12 protein-coding genes and 1 pseudogene are annotated in these 16,589 nt (G+C 58.2%); 11 read left to right on the forward strand and 2 right to left on the reverse strand.

Annotated features, from left to right (window positions below; all coding sequences use genetic code 11):
- Positions 1–61: 61 nt before the first annotated feature.
- Positions 62–2,956: an EAL domain-containing protein gene (locus tag ACQKEK_RS16420; RefSeq protein WP_499143783.1), complete on the reverse strand. Its 2,895-nt coding sequence runs from the start codon at positions 2,954–2,956 to the stop codon at positions 62–64.
- Between the two features lie 121 nt (positions 2,957–3,077).
- Positions 3,078–3,944: a LysR family transcriptional regulator gene (locus tag ACQKEK_RS16425; RefSeq protein WP_128119207.1), complete on the reverse strand. Its 867-nt coding sequence runs from the start codon at positions 3,942–3,944 to the stop codon at positions 3,078–3,080.
- Positions 3,945–4,118: 174 nt separating this feature from the next.
- On the opposite strand from ACQKEK_RS16425, the gene leuC reads away from it, so the two are divergent.
- The 11 genes and pseudogenes from leuC (at position 4,119) to ACQKEK_RS16480 (ending at position 16,524) form a co-directional block, all read left to right on the forward strand.
- A complete protein-coding gene (leuC, locus tag ACQKEK_RS16430; RefSeq protein WP_499143784.1) occupies positions 4,119–5,546 on the forward strand; it encodes a 3-isopropylmalate dehydratase large subunit in 1,428 nt (475 codons plus the stop codon).
- A gap of 10 nt (positions 5,547–5,556) precedes the next feature.
- Positions 5,557–6,204: a 3-isopropylmalate dehydratase small subunit gene (gene leuD / locus ACQKEK_RS16435; RefSeq protein ID WP_499143785.1), complete on the forward strand. Its 648-nt coding sequence runs from the start codon at positions 5,557–5,559 to the stop codon at positions 6,202–6,204.
- 66 nt (positions 6,205–6,270) lie between these two features.
- A complete protein-coding gene (gene leuB, locus ACQKEK_RS16440; RefSeq protein WP_499143786.1) occupies positions 6,271–7,353 on the forward strand; it encodes a 3-isopropylmalate dehydrogenase in 1,083 nt (360 codons plus the stop codon).
- Between the two features lie 183 nt (positions 7,354–7,536).
- Positions 7,537–8,649, forward strand: coding sequence for an aspartate-semialdehyde dehydrogenase (gene asd, locus ACQKEK_RS16445; RefSeq protein WP_045426088.1), 1,113 nt, complete (start codon positions 7,537–7,539; stop codon positions 8,647–8,649).
- Positions 8,650–8,842: 193 nt separating this feature from the next.
- Positions 8,843–8,992, forward strand: a pseudogene (locus ACQKEK_RS16450) (hypothetical protein); the annotation flags it as partial.
- 151 nt (positions 8,993–9,143) lie between these two features.
- Positions 9,144–11,879: a motility hub landmark protein FimV gene (locus ACQKEK_RS16455; RefSeq protein WP_499143787.1), complete on the forward strand. Its 2,736-nt coding sequence runs from the start codon at positions 9,144–9,146 to the stop codon at positions 11,877–11,879.
- A gap of 2 nt (positions 11,880–11,881) precedes the next feature.
- Positions 11,882–12,751 (forward strand): tRNA pseudouridine(38-40) synthase TruA, encoded by an 870-nt coding sequence (gene truA / locus ACQKEK_RS16460; RefSeq protein ID WP_045426094.1) that lies wholly within the window; start codon positions 11,882–11,884, stop codon positions 12,749–12,751.
- Between the two features lie 119 nt (positions 12,752–12,870).
- Entirely contained in the window at positions 12,871–13,494 is a 624-nt protein-coding gene (locus ACQKEK_RS16465) for a phosphoribosylanthranilate isomerase (RefSeq protein ID WP_499143848.1), read from the forward strand.
- A gap of 222 nt (positions 13,495–13,716) precedes the next feature.
- Positions 13,717–14,610: an acetyl-CoA carboxylase, carboxyltransferase subunit beta gene (gene accD, locus ACQKEK_RS16470; protein ID WP_045426099.1), complete on the forward strand. Its 894-nt coding sequence runs from the start codon at positions 13,717–13,719 to the stop codon at positions 14,608–14,610.
- A complete protein-coding gene (gene folC, locus ACQKEK_RS16475) occupies positions 14,607–15,911 on the forward strand; it encodes a bifunctional tetrahydrofolate synthase/dihydrofolate synthase (RefSeq protein ID WP_499143788.1) in 1,305 nt (434 codons plus the stop codon). The genes accD and folC overlap by 4 nt, the downstream gene beginning before the upstream one ends.
- On the forward strand, positions 15,895–16,524 hold the full coding sequence (locus tag ACQKEK_RS16480) for an SPOR domain-containing protein (RefSeq protein ID WP_499143789.1): 630 nt from the start codon (positions 15,895–15,897) through the stop codon (positions 16,522–16,524). The genes folC and ACQKEK_RS16480 overlap by 17 nt, the downstream gene beginning before the upstream one ends.
- The last annotated feature ends 65 nt before the right edge of the window (positions 16,525–16,589 follow it).

The following is a 16,589-nucleotide window of genomic DNA, read 5'->3' on the forward strand; positions in this document are numbered from 1 at the left end:
TGAACAGTAACCCCGCCTACGCAGTTCGCACGGCGGGGTTTTCGTTTTCTGGCAACGCCTTTCAGCTGAGTGAATGAGTTTTGAGCAGCTCTCCGAAATCTGCCGGTGGAATAGGGCGGCTGAAGAGATATCCCTGATACAGGTGACAGCCTTGCGCTTGGAGCAGCTCAAGCTGCGCCTGTTGTTCGACCCCTTCGGCAATCACTTCCAGCCTTAGACTTCGAGCCATTGCGACGATGGCGCGAATGATCTCGGCGTCGTTTGGATCATCCAGTGCATCGCGAACGAAGGACTGGTCGATCTTAAGGACATCGACTGGTAGCCGCTTCAGGTAGGTGAGGGAAGAATAGCCGGTGCCGAAATCGTCCATGGCGAAGCTCACGCCCTGTCGGCAGAGGCGGCGCATCTTGGCAATGGTGTCGTCCAGGTTCTGGATAACGATGCCTTCGGTGATTTCCAGCTTGATCATCGCGTGCGGGAGGCTAACGGCTTTTAGCGCTTCGAGAACCCGCTCGACGAAATCACTCTGGCGGAACTGCCGTGGACTGATGTTGACGCAGAGGCTGAAGCTGTCCGAATCAACGACGCCGTCGACCAAGAGCGATGCGGCGATGCGACACGCCTCCCTGATGACCCAATTGCCCACTTCGACAATCAGGCCGCTTTCTTCGAGCACGTCGATAAACTGGGCAGGAGAACGCACGCCATCCACCGGGTGATGCCAGCGCAACAGGACCTCGGCGCCGATCACCCTGGCGGAGCGCGCGTCGACCTGTGGTTGAAGGTACAACTCGAATTCGTTGCGCTGCAGCGCAAGACGCAGTTCGCTCTCAAGCTGCAGGCGTGCACTGGCGGCTTGTTGCATTGTGGTGCGGAACAGCTGAATCGCATTGCGTCCGGCGTCCTTTGCCCGGTAGAGCGCAATGTCGGCGCGCTTCAGCAGATCGGCAGGCGTCTCGCCGTGATCAGGCATCAAGGCGATGCCGATACTAGGCGTTACCTGCAGCCTGTTGCCTTCGAACACCATAGGCTCGGCGAGGAGGGTGCGAAGTTTTTCGGCAACCTGGCGGACATGGCGGGTCACCTCCGAGCGCTTGCCAGTCAAACCAGTGAGTAGCACAACGAATTCGTCGCCACCCAGGCGGGCTACGGTGTCCTCCTGTCGGATGCTGGCCTCGAGGCGGGCAGTGATCATCTTCAATACAGCGTCACCGACCGGATGTCCAAGCGAGTCGTTGATGTGTTTGAAATGGTCGAGGTCGAGAAACAGTAGGGCGCCACGCAGCTTGTGGCGTTTATGCAACGCCGTCTGCTGAGTTAGGCGATCCGTCAGCAGCGTTCGGTTAGGCAGGTTAGTCAACGGGTCGTGATAGGCCAGGTGGTGAATTTGCGCGTGGGCGGCCTTGAGTTGGCTGATGTCCCGTGCGGATAACAGCAGACAGTCTGTGTTGTTCAGCACGATGGGCTCTACCGACACTTCAATGTGCTTTAAACGACCGTGACGATCCTGGCCGACCATCTCCCAGTTCGTCACCCGGCCGTCACGTTCGAGCCGTTCGAGAATTTCCTGGCGCTGCGTGCTGGGCCAGACGCCCAATTCGTATGAGGTTCTGCCGATGGCTTCTTCGGGACTGTAGCCTGAGAGGCGTTGGAAGCCTTCGTTAACCTCGATGAATCGTCCCGTGCCGCGCTCGCTGATGATGATGGCGTCAGGGCTCGAATGGAATGCCTTGGCGAATTTAACCTCGCTGGCCTTCAGCGCCGCCTCGGCCTGTTGTCGTTTGGTAATGTCACGAAAAGTGGTGACGATGCACAGGCGGCGGTCGACTCGGATGAACCGGCTGGAAACCACGCAAGTCACGAACTGTCCTGTCCTGGTGCGGAACTGTGCCTCGGCGTTCTCCAGCCGCTGATCACGCATCAGTTGCTCGAACAGAGATTTTCGCTGCCGTTCGTCCTGCCATATGCCGATTTCCGGAGCGGATCGGCCGACGACATCGGCACTCTCCCAGCCGAACACCACGCTAAAGCTCGGGTTGATCTCCATGAAAACTCCGTCGCGGATGCGGGACAGGGAGATCGGGTCTGGACTGCCTTGAAACAAAGCTGAGAACTTCGCTTCCGACGCCGCCAGGTGTTGCGCACGTAAGACCCGTTCGGTGGCGTCGATGATAATTCCGGCCATGCGCAAGGGCGTGCCACGCTCGTCTCGGTAGAGCTTGGCGGTACTTTCGAGGTGCCGAATCGTGCCGTCTGGATGGTTGGCCTGGTACGTGGCCTGATAGGTTTGCCGACGCCCGGCGAGGAGATCGCTGTATGCCGCCCGCATGGTCTTGCGGTCGTTCGCAGCGACGCTGCGGAAAAACTCACGAAACGATCCATCGAATGGGCCTTCTACCAGACCTTGCAGCTCGGATGCCCTGGAAGAGGCATAGAGCCGGTCGCTTGGAATGTGCCATTCCCAGTTGCCCAGCTCTGCGGAGGCGAGTGCCAGCTCAAGGCGTTCTTGGCTGTGTTCAAGCGCCTGCGCCTGGATGTGGCGGTCGGTGATGTCGCGGATGACGCCCACCAGTACCGTCTCCCCATCCTCATTGACCTGTCGTTGCCCATCGATTTCAAGCCATCGCACGCTAGCATCTGGCCAGCAGACCCGATGGCGGAAGCTGAATCGTGATTCGGCGCCAGTGAGCATCGAACATACTGCAGTCTGGATATGCGGCCGGTCTTCAGGGACGATGAGTTCGAGATACCGATCTGGAGAAAGCTCAACGAGCGGCGCGCTCAGGCCGAACAGCTTCCCCGTGCCAAGGGACCAATGCATGGCGCCGCGTTGAACGTTCCAGGACCACAGGCCGAGCCCTGCACCGTCAAGCATCGATAATAGGCGCGCAACGTCCTGCCATGGTTGTGGTGCGCCGCTTGGGGAGGCATTGGCCGTGTTATCAGGCGGCAACATGAGCGGCCTCGAAGAGCTGGGTCTGCGTGATGTTTCGACGGTATGCGATGCTCATGGCTCTCTTGGATCTTGTTGTTGTCCCGCGAACTTATCCGTAGCTAATGGCAAAGTGCAAGTGCGCTTAGTCGGCCTCCAGCAACGACATGAAGGCCTTTGCCGCGTTGGACAGAGTGCGCTCGGTATGGATGATGTAGCCGAGCTCCCTCGCCAGTTGAATGCCCGAGAGGGGCAATCGTACGACCTGATCATCAAGCATCGTGCGGGGCAACACACTCCAGGCGATCCCAATCGAAACCATCATCTTGATCGTCTCCATGTAATTGGTGCTCATCGTGATGTTGGGCGTCAGCCTCTCACGTTCGAACAGCCGGTGGGCGATGTGATGGGTGAACGTGTTGCCGCCTGGAAATACCGCGGGGAAGCCGGCGACGTCGGCCAGTGTTATGTCAGGCTTCTGGGCTAGCGGGTGTTCGGGGGCGACGACGAAGTCCAGTGGATCGTCCCAGACCTTGACCGCGCGAATCGGCGATGCAGTCTGCGGTGCCAGCGTGATTACGGCCAGTTCGGCTCGGCCGTGCAGAACTTCATCGTAAGCGACCTCCGAATCAAGGAAACGAATATCCAGATTCACCTTCGGATAGGCACGCGTGAATGCTCTCAGCAACGGTGGTAGACGATGCAGCCCGATGTGGTGACTGGTGGCCAGGCTTAGTTGTCCGCTGACGTCGCCGTTGAGGTTGGTCAGTGCACGACGGGTATCGTCCAGCACGTTGAGGATCTGATAAGCGCGAGGTAGCAGCGCGCGGCCAGCTTCAGTCAGCCCGATCTCCCGACCAAGCCGATCAAACAGTCGCACGCTCAGCTGTGATTCCAGCGAAGCCAAGCGCTTGCTCACGGCTGGCTGAGTCAGATGCAGGCGCTCAGCGGCGAGGGAGAAGCTGCCCATCTCGGCGATTGCTATAAAAGCGTTAAGGCTGGCGAGGTCCATGGCTGGCTCCGATCATCGTTTCTGACAGACGTTATAGGCCTAAGGATAGGTGTCTGCATTCCGCCAAGGAATGAGTAAGATGAAAAATATGAATTTGAGTAATCCATTGTAAGTCCCTAGCATGCCCTCATAAGCAAAAGGGCTATTGCCCAACGCACTGATGAGGAAAGTCCGATGGCCGGCAAAACGCTCTACGACAAGCTCTGGGAAATGCACGAGGTCAAGCGTCGCGATGATGGCTCGTCACTGATTTATATCGACCGTCATATCCTGCACGAAGTGACCTCACCGCAAGCGTTCGAAGGGCTTCGCCTGGCCGGGCGAAAGCCATGGCGCATCGATGCCAACATTGCCACCCCGGATCACAACGTGCCGACTACCAAGGGCGAGCGTCAGGGCGGCCTGGAAGCGATTGCCGATGAGGTTTCCCGTATCCAGGTGCAGACTTTGGACGAGAACTGCGATGACTTTGGCATTCTTGAGTTCAAGATGAACGACGTTCGTCAGGGCATCGTTCATGTGATCGGCCCAGAGCAGGGCGCAACCCTGCCGGGGATGACAGTGGTCTGCGGCGACTCGCACACCTCTACGCATGGCGCTTTCGCTGCACTGGCCCATGGCATTGGCACTTCGGAGGTCGAGCATGTGCTCGCCACGCAGTGCCTAGTCGCTAAAAAAATGAAGAACATGCAGGTGCGCGTCGAGGGCAAGCTGCCCTTTGGCGTGACCGCCAAAGACATCGTTTTGGCCGTGATCGGCAAGATCGGCACGGCCGGTGGCAACGGTCATGCGCTGGAGTTCGCTGGCAGTGCCATCCGTGACCTTTCGATGGAAGGGCGCATGACCATCTGCAATATGTCCATCGAGGCCGGGGCGCGCGTTGGGATGGTGGCTGCAGACGAGAAAACCATCGATTATGTGGAAGGTAGGCCCTTTGCGCCCAAAGGCGCCGATTGGGAGCGGGCTGTCGAACTCTGGAAGACGCTGGTTTCCGACGAAGACGCCGTTTTTGACACGGTCGTGGAGTTGAATGCCGAAGACATTAAGCCACAGGTTAGCTGGGGTACTTCACCTGAAATGGTGCTGGCGGTTGACCAGAACGTGCCGGATCCGGCTGTCGAAGCTGACCCTGTCAAGCGTGACTCCATTACTCGCGCGTTGAAGTACATGGGGTTGCAAGCCAACCAACCGATTACTGACATTCAACTCGATCGCGTTTTCATCGGTTCTTGCACCAACTCCCGGATCGAAGACCTGCGCGCCGCAGCGGAAGTGGCGAAGGGTCGTAAGGTTGCCGCAACGGTCAAGCAGGCGATGGTGGTTCCGGGGTCCGGGCTGGTCAAGCGGCAGGCCGAGGCGGAGGGGCTGGACAAGATCTTCCTTGAGGCAGGCTTTGAATGGCGCGAGCCGGGCTGCTCCATGTGTCTGGCGATGAACCCGGACAAGCTGGGCAGTGGCGAGCACTGCGCGTCCACCTCCAACCGCAACTTCGAGGGTCGGCAGGGTGCCGGTGGCAGGACGCATCTGGTGAGCCCGGCAATGGCCGCTGCGGCTGCGGTGACAGGTCGTTTCGTAGACGTTCGTGAATTGATGCAGGCCTGAGGAGACCACCATGAGAGCATTTACCCAGCACACCGGTCTCGTCGCGCCGCTCGACCGCGCCAACGTCGACACCGATCAGATCATCCCCAAGCAGTTTCTCAAGTCGATTAAACGCACCGGTTTCGGACCTAATCTGTTCGATGAGTGGCGCTATCTGGACGTTGGGCAGCCCAACCAGGATTGTTCGACTCGCCCTGTGAACCAGGATTTCGTGTTGAATTTTCCTCGTTATCAGGGGGCTAGCGTCCTGCTGGCGCGTGAGAACTTCGGTTGCGGTTCATCCCGTGAGCACGCGCCCTGGGCGCTGGAAGAATATGGCTTCCGGGCGATCATCGCGCCGAGCTTTGCCGACATCTTCTACAACAACAGCTTCAAGAACGGCCTGCTGCCGATCGTCCTGAAGGAAGAAGAGGTCGACGAACTGTTCGAACAGGCAGAGGCCAGTGAGGGTTATCAGCTCACTGTAGACCTTGCTGCTCAGGCGGTTACCCGTCCGGACGGTGTTCAGTACAGCTTCGACGTCGATGCATTTCGCAAGCACTGCCTGCTTAACGGCTTGGATGATATCGGCCTGACTCTGCAAGACGCTGAGGCCATCAAGACATTTGAAACCCGTCATCAACAGAAGCAGGCCTGGCTGTTTGGCGCTATTAAGTAAATAAAGAAGCGGCGAACACAGGCAAGTTACTCGCAGCTTTCAGTTATTCCAAAGGGAAATCCTTCAATGTCCAAACAGATTTTAATTCTTCCGGGCGACGGTATCGGCCCTGAAATCATGGCCGAAGCGGTCAAGGTGCTGGAGCTGGCCAACAGCAAGTTTCAACTCGATTTCGAGTTGAGCTATGACGAGCTGGGTGGCGCGGCGGTCGATAAATATGGCGTACCACTGGCTGACGAGACGCTGGAGCGTGCTCGTGCAGCGGATGCCATTCTGCTGGGCGCGGTTGGCGGGCCGAAGTGGGACGCCATTGATCCGGCCATCCGCCCCGAGCGTGGCTTGTTGAAAATTCGCTCCCAGCTGGGCCTCTTCGGGAATCTGCGCCCGGCGTTGCTGTACCCGCAGCTGGCGGCCGCCTCTAGTCTGAAGCCGGAGATCGTATCCGGTCTGGATATTCTCATCGTCCGGGAGCTGACTGGCGGCATCTATTTCGGTCAGCCCCGTGAGAGCAAAGTGCTGGAAAATGGCGAGCGTATGGCGTTCGATACGCTGCCCTACAGCGAAAGCGAGATTCGCCGCATAGCCAAGGTCGGTTTCGACATGGCTCTTGTTCGAGGCAAGAAGCTCTGCTCGGTGGACAAGGCGAACGTACTGGCATCCAGTCAGCTGTGGCGCGCTGTTGTGGAGGAGGTCGGAAAGGGCTATCCCGATGTAGAGCTTAGCCATATGTATGTCGATAACGCAGCGATGCAGTTGGTACGCGCGCCGAAGCAGTTCGACGTGATCGTCACCGACAACATGTTCGGCGACATTCTGTCGGACGAAGCTTCCATGTTGACCGGCTCGATCGGCATGCTGCCTTCTGCTTCTCTCGACTCGAACAACAAAGGCATGTTCGAGCCTTGCCATGGTTCAGCTCCGGATATAGCTGGCAAGGGTATCGCCAATCCGCTGGCAACGATCCTCTCGGTGTCGATGATGCTTCGCTACAGCTTCAACCAGGTCGCTGCCGCAGATGCGATCGAGAAGGCAGTCAGCAACGTGCTAGACCAGGGATTGCGCACAGGTGATATCTGGTCCGAAGGTTGTGAAAAAGCGAATACTCAGGTGATGGGCGATGCGGTAGTCGCGGCGCTCGCGAAGTTGTAATCTCTCTGGCCCCATTGCACCGGCCGTTGATAGCGCTAGTGGGCGACGGCTAGGCGGAAACGCCGAGTAGTGCGAGGCGTGGTGTTTGCTGTGTAGGAACAACGCGCCCGCGCTTTCGAACCCGAAAGCGTCTTTGTTTATCGACGGCCCGTCACGCGGGCCACATATATAGGTGTAGTTGCGATGAAACGTGTAGGTCTGATCGGTTGGCGCGGTATGGTTGGTTCCGTGCTCATGCAGCGGATGCTGGAGGAGCGGGATTTCGACCTGATCGAGCCGGTGTTCTTTACCACCTCCAACGTTGGCGGTCAGGGTCCTTCGATCGGCAAGGAAATAGCGCCGCTGAAGGATGCCTACAGCATCGACGAGCTGAAAACTCTCGATGTAATTCTCACTTGCCAAGGTGGTGACTACACCAGTGAAGTCTTCCCGAAGCTGCGTGAGGCGGGCTGGAAGGGCTACTGGATCGATGCGGCTTCCACGCTGCGCATGCACGACGACGCGGTTATAGTGCTGGACCCGGTGAACCGCAAGGTTATCGACCATCAGCTGGATGCTGGCACACTCAACTATATCGGTGGCAATTGCACCGTCAGCTTGATGCTGATGGGGCTTGGTGGTCTGTTCGAGCATGGGCTGGTCGATTGGATGAGTGCGATGACTTATCAGGCTGCGTCTGGTGCCGGTGCGCAGAACATGCGCGAGCTGATCAAACAGATGGGTAGCATCAATGCTTCGGTCGCTGACGAGCTTGCCGACCCGGCTAGCGCCATTCTGGACATCGATCGAAAAGTTGCCGAATGCCAGCGCTCGGAGGCGTTCCCGGTCGATAACTTCGGCGTTCCACTGGCCGGTAGCTTGATCCCTTACATCGACAAGGAACTACCGAACGGGCAGAGCCGCGAAGAATGGAAGGCCCAGGCGGAAACCAACAAGATCCTGGGTCGATTCAAAAGCCCGATTCCGGTGGATGGTATTTGTGTTCGTGTCGGCGCCATGCGTTGCCACAGCCAAGCGTTGACCATCAAGCTGAACAAGGACGTGCCTATCTCCGATATCGAAGGCATGATTAGCCAGCACAACCCCTGGGTAAAGCTTGTTCCGAACCATCGTGACGCAAGCATGCAGGAGCTGAGTCCGACTTCGGTGACTGGAACATTGAGTGTCCCGGTCGGCCGCCTGCGCAAGCTGAACATGGGTTCGCATTATCTCGGTGCATTTACCGTAGGCGATCAGCTGCTGTGGGGGGCGGCCGAGCCGTTACGCCGCATGTTGCGCATTCTCCTAGAGCGCTAATCCTAGACAAAAGCGATACCAGAAGCGCCTCGGCAACCCCCGCGGCGCTTTTTTTGTGCCGAACCCCACCGAGACTCATGCGGGCTGGCATGGCCGAGGTGGCGTTTCTCTGGTATTTCGTCGGGTTAAGTCTCGAATGTTCAGTGTCAAGAATACTTTCCGCTACAGTGGTGCGCTTTAGGTGGTTTGAAAAGTCGGCACTCGGCGAGCGCGGGTCGCCAGCAGTTGCGACTTGCTTGAAGCCCGCGGAGCTAATTTGTGGATTGGGTCTGATAACGTGCGAAAAGGCGTAGTGGGCAACGCTGCCTGGTCTGGTGAGTTGTTGATAAAACACTATCTGTAAAAGATACTTGCTGGAAGTTCGAAGAATTATTCTAGCTAACAACGCTGTTTAGGCTTATCGCTGACGGGGGACCGCCACCTGGCGGGCGCAGGCAGTGACTATAAGACCCTCTCGAAGATCCGAGAAAAGTTAAAAAACAAGGATTTACACAATGGTTCGGGTTCGCAATCTGGTGCTGGCAATCGCGGCTGCTACCGCGCTGACTTCCGAAATGGCTTATGCGCTGGGTTTGGGCGAGGTCACGCTGAAGTCCTCGCTGAATCAACCGCTGGTGGCTGAAATCGAACTGCTGGACGCGAAAACGTTAGCGCCCGGTGAAGTTGTGCCGGTTCTGGCGTCCGCTGAAGACTTCAATCGGGCAGGTGTCGATCGCCAATACTTCCTGACGGACCTGACTTTTACCCCGATTTTGCGCCCAGACGGCAAAAGCGTCATTCGGGTGTCTTCGACCAAACCGGTTCGCGAACCCTATCTAAATTTCCTGATCGAAGTGCTCTGGCCAAGCGGGCGGCTCCTGCGTGAGTACACGTTGCTTCTGGACCCGCCACTTTACTCGCCGGAGATTGCCGCTTCGGTCGCGCCGCAGCTGCCTGTTGCTGCTCCGATTTCCCGGCCTGCCGCAGCCCCGCAAGTCGCGACACGACCTGCTTCCTCGTCCGCCTCCAGCGCTGCGTCGTCAAGCGACCAGTACAAGGTCACGCCTAACGACACGCTGTGGGAGATTGCTGAGCGTGCACGCCAGGGCGGCACGGTCCATCAAACAATGTTGGCCATTCAGGATCTTAATCCCAACGCCTTTATTGGCAATAACATCAACCGCATGAAGAATGGTCAGGTGCTCCGTCTTCCTAACGCGGAGCAAATTGGCAGTCGTTCGCAAGCCGAGGCGATTCAGCAGGTCGCGCAGCAGAACGCGAGCTGGCGCCAGGCTTCAGGCTCGGCAGCACCTGCTGCTCGTCAGCTCGACGCCACTCAGCGTGGCTCGGCAGGTGCTGCGCCGTCGCGCAGCGAACAGGGTGACAATCTCCGGCTAGTTGCCCCAGAACCTGGCAAGTCGACCATTGGAAGTGATGAAGGGGCTGGTGGTGATGCGGCCGCATTGCGCGACAAGCTAGCTGTTAGCGAAGAGAGCCTCGATTCCAGCCGTCGCGAAAATCTCGACCTAAAGGATCGTCTCAACGACCTGCAGGGGCAGCTGGACAAGCTGCAGCGTCTGATGCAACTGAAAGACGACCAGTTAGCAAAATTGCAGGCTCAGCTCGCGGCTGGGACGGAAGCAGGGGCAGGTGTCGCTGCGCCCCTGACCCCTTCGGTCGACGAGGCAGGCACCAGCGCTGAGCTTGCGCCCGACGCGGCTGAAGCGGATCCTCAACTTGGCGCTGGCGCCGATGCTAGCCCGGACGCAGCGTCGCAGGCTCCTCAGGGCGAAGCCATAGAGCCTTCTAAGCCGGCCGAGCAGGCGCCTGTTTCGCCGGCCGCGCCGGTTGTCGCTCCGCAAGATCCAGAGACCGATGGCTACATCGACGAGTTGTTGGCCAGTCCCGTTCTGCTCGGCGTTCTGGGCGGCAGCGCGTTGCTGCTGTTGCTGGTCGGATTAATGGTGCTGTCACGTCGTAACGCGATGAAAGAGGCCGAACTGCAGGAAAGCCTTCTTGCTGACAATTCGACTGATAATTTTTATGTCGCTCAGGGGGAGCTGGAGTCGTCTGAGAGCGATTCGGCCGATCTAGGCGCCGCGCACGATGCTGAACAGGTATCAGCAGATTCGCTTGCTGGCGCGGGTAATGATCCCTTGGCCGAGGCGGATATCTATATTGCTTACGGTCGTTTTAATCAGGCTGCCGAACTGCTACAGAACGCGTTGAACGACGAGCCGCAGCGTAGCGACCTGCGGCTGAAGCTCATGGAGGTCTATGCCGAACTGGGCGATCGAGATGGATTCGCGAGGCAAGAGGCTGAGCTTCGCGAAATAGGTGGTTCGTTTGCGGAGATCGAGCAGACAAAGGCCCGTTATCCTGCGATGGCGGCGGCCGGTTTTGGTGCTGCGGCTGCCTCTGCCTCTACGAGCGATGATTTTGACACCTTCAGTCTGGATGACCTCGAGCTGGAAGAGCCAGCCCCTGTGACGGAGCAAAAGGCGGACGATGACTTCGATCTGAACCTCGATGATCTCGAGCTGGACGAGGACCTGGCGGTTGCACCCGTAGCGCCAGCTAGCGAAGCCACCGCGGAGCTGGATGAAGTCAACTTTGAAGAGTTCAGTCTCGATGCGGCAGGCCAGGAGCAAGCTGCCGAGGATTTTTCTTTCGATCTGGACGAGCCAGCGACAGCCGGCAATGAATCCATGGATGATGAGCTGGCCGGTTACTCTCTTGACCTTGACGAGCAATTGACCAGTCCCGCTCGCGGCGACGATCTGATGCTGGGTCTAGAGGATGACACGAAGGCAGCATCACCCGAGTCAGTGGAAGAGTTTGACTTTGGGCTTGCTGACCCTCTGCAGCCTGCTGTTATGCCCGACGAATTTGATCTTTCATTGGATGACGAGCCTGTTGCAGAGTCGGCGCCGGAAGCGTTCTCTTCAGAGGTGGGAGTGGTCGAAGCCGAGCTTGAGGATCTTTCACGGGATTTCAATGAGACGCTTGATCCATCGCCAGTAGTGACGGAAAGCGCAGTTGAACCGAGCGCGTCTTCGGCTGAGGCGCTGGATGATGATTTCGACTTCTTTGCCGATACCGACGAAACCACTACCAAGCTGGACCTTGCGCGGGCCTACATCGATATGGGCGATGCCGAGGGCGCTCGCGATATTCTTGACGAGGTCATGAGCGAGGGAAGTGACACCCAGCAGCAAGAAGCGCGAGAGATGCTCGCTAAACTAGCCTGACTATGATCGAAGCAGTACACCAAGCGGCAGCCTCATCGGCTGCCGCTGACGTTTTCAGAATTGCCCTCGGGGTTGAATACAAAGGCGCCCGGTATCGTGGCTTCCAAAGGCAGCGTGACGGCGTGCCCTCCATTCAGCTGTCTTTAGAAAACGCCTTGAGCAAGGTCGCCGGGGGGCATTCGGTCACGTTGAGTTGTGCTGGGCGTACCGATGCGCTCGTTCATGCGTGTGCCCAGGTCGTGCATTTCGATACGCCGGTAAAACGATCCATGCACGCCTGGGTGATGGGTGCGAATCAAAACCTGCCCAGCGATATCAGCGTGACTTGGGCCAAGGAGATGCCTAGCAGCTTCGATGCACGGTTCAGTGCCATGGCCCGCCGTTACCGTTACGTGATTTACAACGATCATATCCGGCCTGCCCACCTAGCAGAGGAAGTGACCTGGAATCACCGTCCCCTGGACATCGCACTCATGCGTGAAGCGGCGAAGACCTTCGTCGGAACTCATGACTTCAGCGCATTTCGGGCGCGCCAATGCCAGGCAAAGTCGCCCATCAAGACGATTCATCATTTTGAATTGCTCCAGCATGGCAGGCTTATTGTGCTCGACGTACGTGCCAACGCTTTTCTGCATCATATGGTCCGGAACTTCGCTGGCGTGCTCATGACAATCGGCGCCGGCGAGCAACCTGTCAAATGGGCGCGGGAGGTATTGGAGTCACGTGTAAGGCGAACTGGTGGGGTGACGGCTCACCCCTTCGGGCTGTATCTCGTCCAGGTGGACTATCCCGATCAGTTCCAATTACCTGAACGCTATTTGGGGCCGCACTTTCTGTCCGGTCTGCCGGATGTACGGGCACTCCCGCGCTGAGGCAAAAAAGCCCAAACTGAAACTGGCGCGGCGCAGGTGGTGATGCGGCTGAACGATGCAGGTTGCAGCCTCTGGTGCTTTTGTTACCATCCGGGGTCTTCTTTTGCAGGTGTCCGCCGTTGCCTATCGTTCGTAGCAAGATATGTGGAATAACCCGAGTCGAGGATGCGCTTGTCGCAGCTGATGCCGGGGCGGACGCAATCGGCCTTGTGTTCTATGCCAAGAGCCCTCGGGCCGTCAGCATTCAGCAGGCGCAGAGAATCGTTGCCGCACTGCCGCCGTTCGTCACCACTGTAGGCTTATTCGTTAATGCGTCGCGTTGCGAGATCAACGAAACGTTAGATGCGGTGCCGCTGGACATGCTTCAGTTTCACGGTGACGAAGCCCCCGCCGACTGCGAAGGGTTCTGTCGGCCTTGGTACAAGGCACTCCGAGTCCAGGCGGGCGAGGATGTTCAACGGCAGGCTTCGCGCTATGCTGGCGCCAGTGCCATTCTGCTTGATACGTTCGTTGCAGGCGTTCCAGGTGGGACTGGAGAAGTTTTCGACTGGTCACTGATCCCGGCTGACCTGCCCAAGCCCTTGATACTCGCTGGCGGGCTCACGTGCCAAAACGTCCAGCAGGCTGTGGCCGAAGTGCGGCCATTTGCCGTCGATGTCAGCGGCGGAGTGGAGCTCAGCAAAGGCATTAAAGATCCTGATTGTGTGAGGGAATTCGTTCGGTTGATAAGGGCGTCGATGTGACGAACCTAGGGCGTTTGCCGTCCAGTTACAGTTCGCTGTGCTGGCGAGCCGCCATTCATGCATCGCCGTAGATGCGCGATGACTCGAGTCTCAGCGATAGCGCTTTAAGGCCTATCGCTTACGCGACGCAGTGAGCTCCGATTGGAGACCGGTCGCAACGATGAATTTGCCGGTGCGTGCAGACGTTACGCGCGGGACTGACAAGCTGTGGAGAATAAAAGCATGAGCAACTGGCTGGTAGACAAGCTGATCCCCTCGATCATGCGCTCGGAAACGCAGAAAAGCTCAGTGCCCGAAGGGCTGTGGCACAAATGCCCGTCGTGTGAGGCAGTCCTCTATCGGCCGGAGCTTGAAAAAACGCTGGACGTTTGCCCGAAGTGTCAGCATCACATGCGGATTGACGCACGCACCCGTCTGGACATCTTCCTTGATAAGGAAGGGCGTGAAGAAATAGCTGCGGACCTCGAGCCTGTTGACCGATTGAAATTCCGGGACAGCAAAAAGTATAAGGATCGCCTCTCCGCTGCGCAGAAACAAACCGGGGAAAAGGATGCTCTGATTGCGATGCGCGGAACCTTGATGCATATGCCAGTAGTAGCCTGTGCATTCGAGTTTTCCTTCATGGGCGGCTCCATGGGCGCAATAGTCGGCGAGCGTTTTGTGCGTGCTGCGAACGCTGCGCTTGAGCAACGCTGCCCTCTGGTCTGCTTCGCAGCATCCGGTGGCGCTCGTATGCAAGAAGCGCTGATCTCGTTGATGCAGATGGCCAAAACCTCCGCTGTCCTGGCTCGTATGCGCGAAGAGGGGTTGCCATTCATCTCCGTCCTCACCGACCCGGTTTATGGTGGCGTATCGGCGAGTCTGGCCATGCTGGGGGATGTCATTGTTGCGGAGCCTAAAGCGCTCATCGGTTTTGCTGGCCCGCGTGTGATCGAGCAGACTGTGCGCGAAAAACTACCGGAAGGGTTCCAGCGCAGTGAGTTCTTGCTTGATCACGGCGCTATTGACCTGATCGTTCCTCGTTCCGAGTTACGCGCTCGTCTGTCGCGTCTGCTGGCTCAGCTGCAGCAAATGCCTACCCCAGGTGAGCCCGCTCTGGTCACGGCTGACGCATGACCCAGCGGAGCCTGGAGGACTGGCTCGGATACCTTGAACAGCTGCATCCCGTTGCCATTGATATGGGCCTTGAACGATGCCAAGAGGTGGCTGCGAGGCTAGGGCTAACGCGCCCAGCTCGCCAGGTCGTCACCGTTACCGGTACCAATGGCAAGGGATCCACGTGCGCCTTCATTGCTCGAATGTTGGCGGGGCAGGGCAAGACGGTGGGTGTCTACAGCTCGCCGCATCTGTTGCGCTACAACGAGCGGGTTCGTTTCAACCAAGTCGATGCGACAGACGAGGCATTGTGCGAAGCGTTCGAGGCGGTAGAGCAAGCGCGTGGTTCTGTTTCTCTCACTTATTTTGAAATGGGCACGCTGGCTGCTTTCTGGCTTTTCGAGCGTGAGGCGCTCGATGCTGTGGTATTGGAGGTCGGGCTTGGTGGGCGGCTCGACGCGGTAAATATCGTGGATGCCGACGTGGCTGTGGTAACCAATATCGGCTTGGATCATGCCGAATGGCTCGGAACGACCCGCGAAAGCGTGGCGTTTGAAAAGGCCGGGATATTTCGTGCTGCAAAGCCCGCGGTATGTGGTGACGCCGATCCTCCAGACTCGATGCTGGAAGGTGCGGCTCGGTCCGCTGTGCCGCTTATGGTCCGTGGGCGCGATTTCGACATGCGTAGGGAAACAACCTGCTGGCATTGGCGTGGCAGAGACGCCCAAGGCGTCGTCCGAGAGCTGTTAGATCTGCCGATGCTTACCCTGCCGCTGGATAATGCTGCGCTCGCGCTACAGGCGTTTGCGTTGCTAGAGCCGTCTTGGCGGCCTGAGCAACTTGTCGAGGCGCTACAAAGCACCCGAGTTACCGGACGCCTGGACCGCCGCACCGTCTACTGCCGCGGCGTCGAGCTTTCGGTAATGCTAGACGTTGGGCATAACCCGCACGCAGCTGCCTATCTGGCTGAGCAGCTCCATCGGGAGTCAAAGTCCGGCCGCCGCCTCGCGGTTTTTGGTCTTTTGGCTGACAAGGATCTGGTGGGCGTCATTGACGCGCTGACGACTGTTTTTGATGCTTGGGCAGTCGCACCATTGCCCACCCATCGCTCGCGCTCTGCGGACGGGTTGCGTTCGGCATTGATGGAACGCGGCGAGGCAGTCACTATCTACCCTGGCATATCCGAGGCGCTCCAACGGCAATGTGATGAGGCGCGCGAGGGCGATGAGATAGTGGTGTTTGGGTCTTTTTATTGCGTGGCGGAAGCGCTGGCCTGGCTTGATCGGCACGCATCGAGTGGAGGGCATGCTCTTGGTGGATAGAGGATTGTTGCAGCGTATCGTCGGCGCGTTGGTGCTTGTTGCGCTGGCAGTGATATTCGTGCCGATGCTTTTCAATCGCGATGATGCCGGCCAGCAGGTTGCCGTCGATGCGCCCGTAATGCCAGAAGCACCGGTTACACCGGCAATCGAGACACAGCCTGTAGAGGTACCTGAGCCAGAGGTCGATCCGTTCCCAGAAAATTACGAAATTATCGAAGAAGGGCCTGTAGCTGAATCCAATAGTCCAGCGGACCCCATCAATCCTGCTCCTGTGGGTTCACAGCCTGTCCCGGTCACTCCCGAGTCGGCAATCGCTCCGCCTCCATCGGTCAAGCCGACAGCGGATGATGAGCAGCGGTTGGACGCGGCCAATCTGCCGGTCAGTTGGTCCGTTCAGCTGGCCAGTCTTTCCAGTCGTGAAAACGCCGACAAGCTCGAGAAAACACTACGATCTCAAGGCTACAACGCCTACATACGTACTGCTGACGGAATGAACCGGGTGTTCGTGGGGCCTTTGGTGGAGCGGGCGGAAGCCAATCGTCTGCGGGACCAATTGCAGCGACAGCAGAAGCTCGACGGGTTCGTTGTACGTTTCAAGCCAGAGCAAGGCTGACATATAACGGCGTTCCAGTTCGTTTAAGCGGCAGCTGGGAGGGCACCTACGCGGTGCTTACTCCC

Origin of the sequence: Pseudomonas sp. NPDC077408, assembly GCF_050269105.1 — a bacterium.
GTDB lineage: Bacteria > Pseudomonadota > Gammaproteobacteria > Pseudomonadales > Pseudomonadaceae > Stutzerimonas.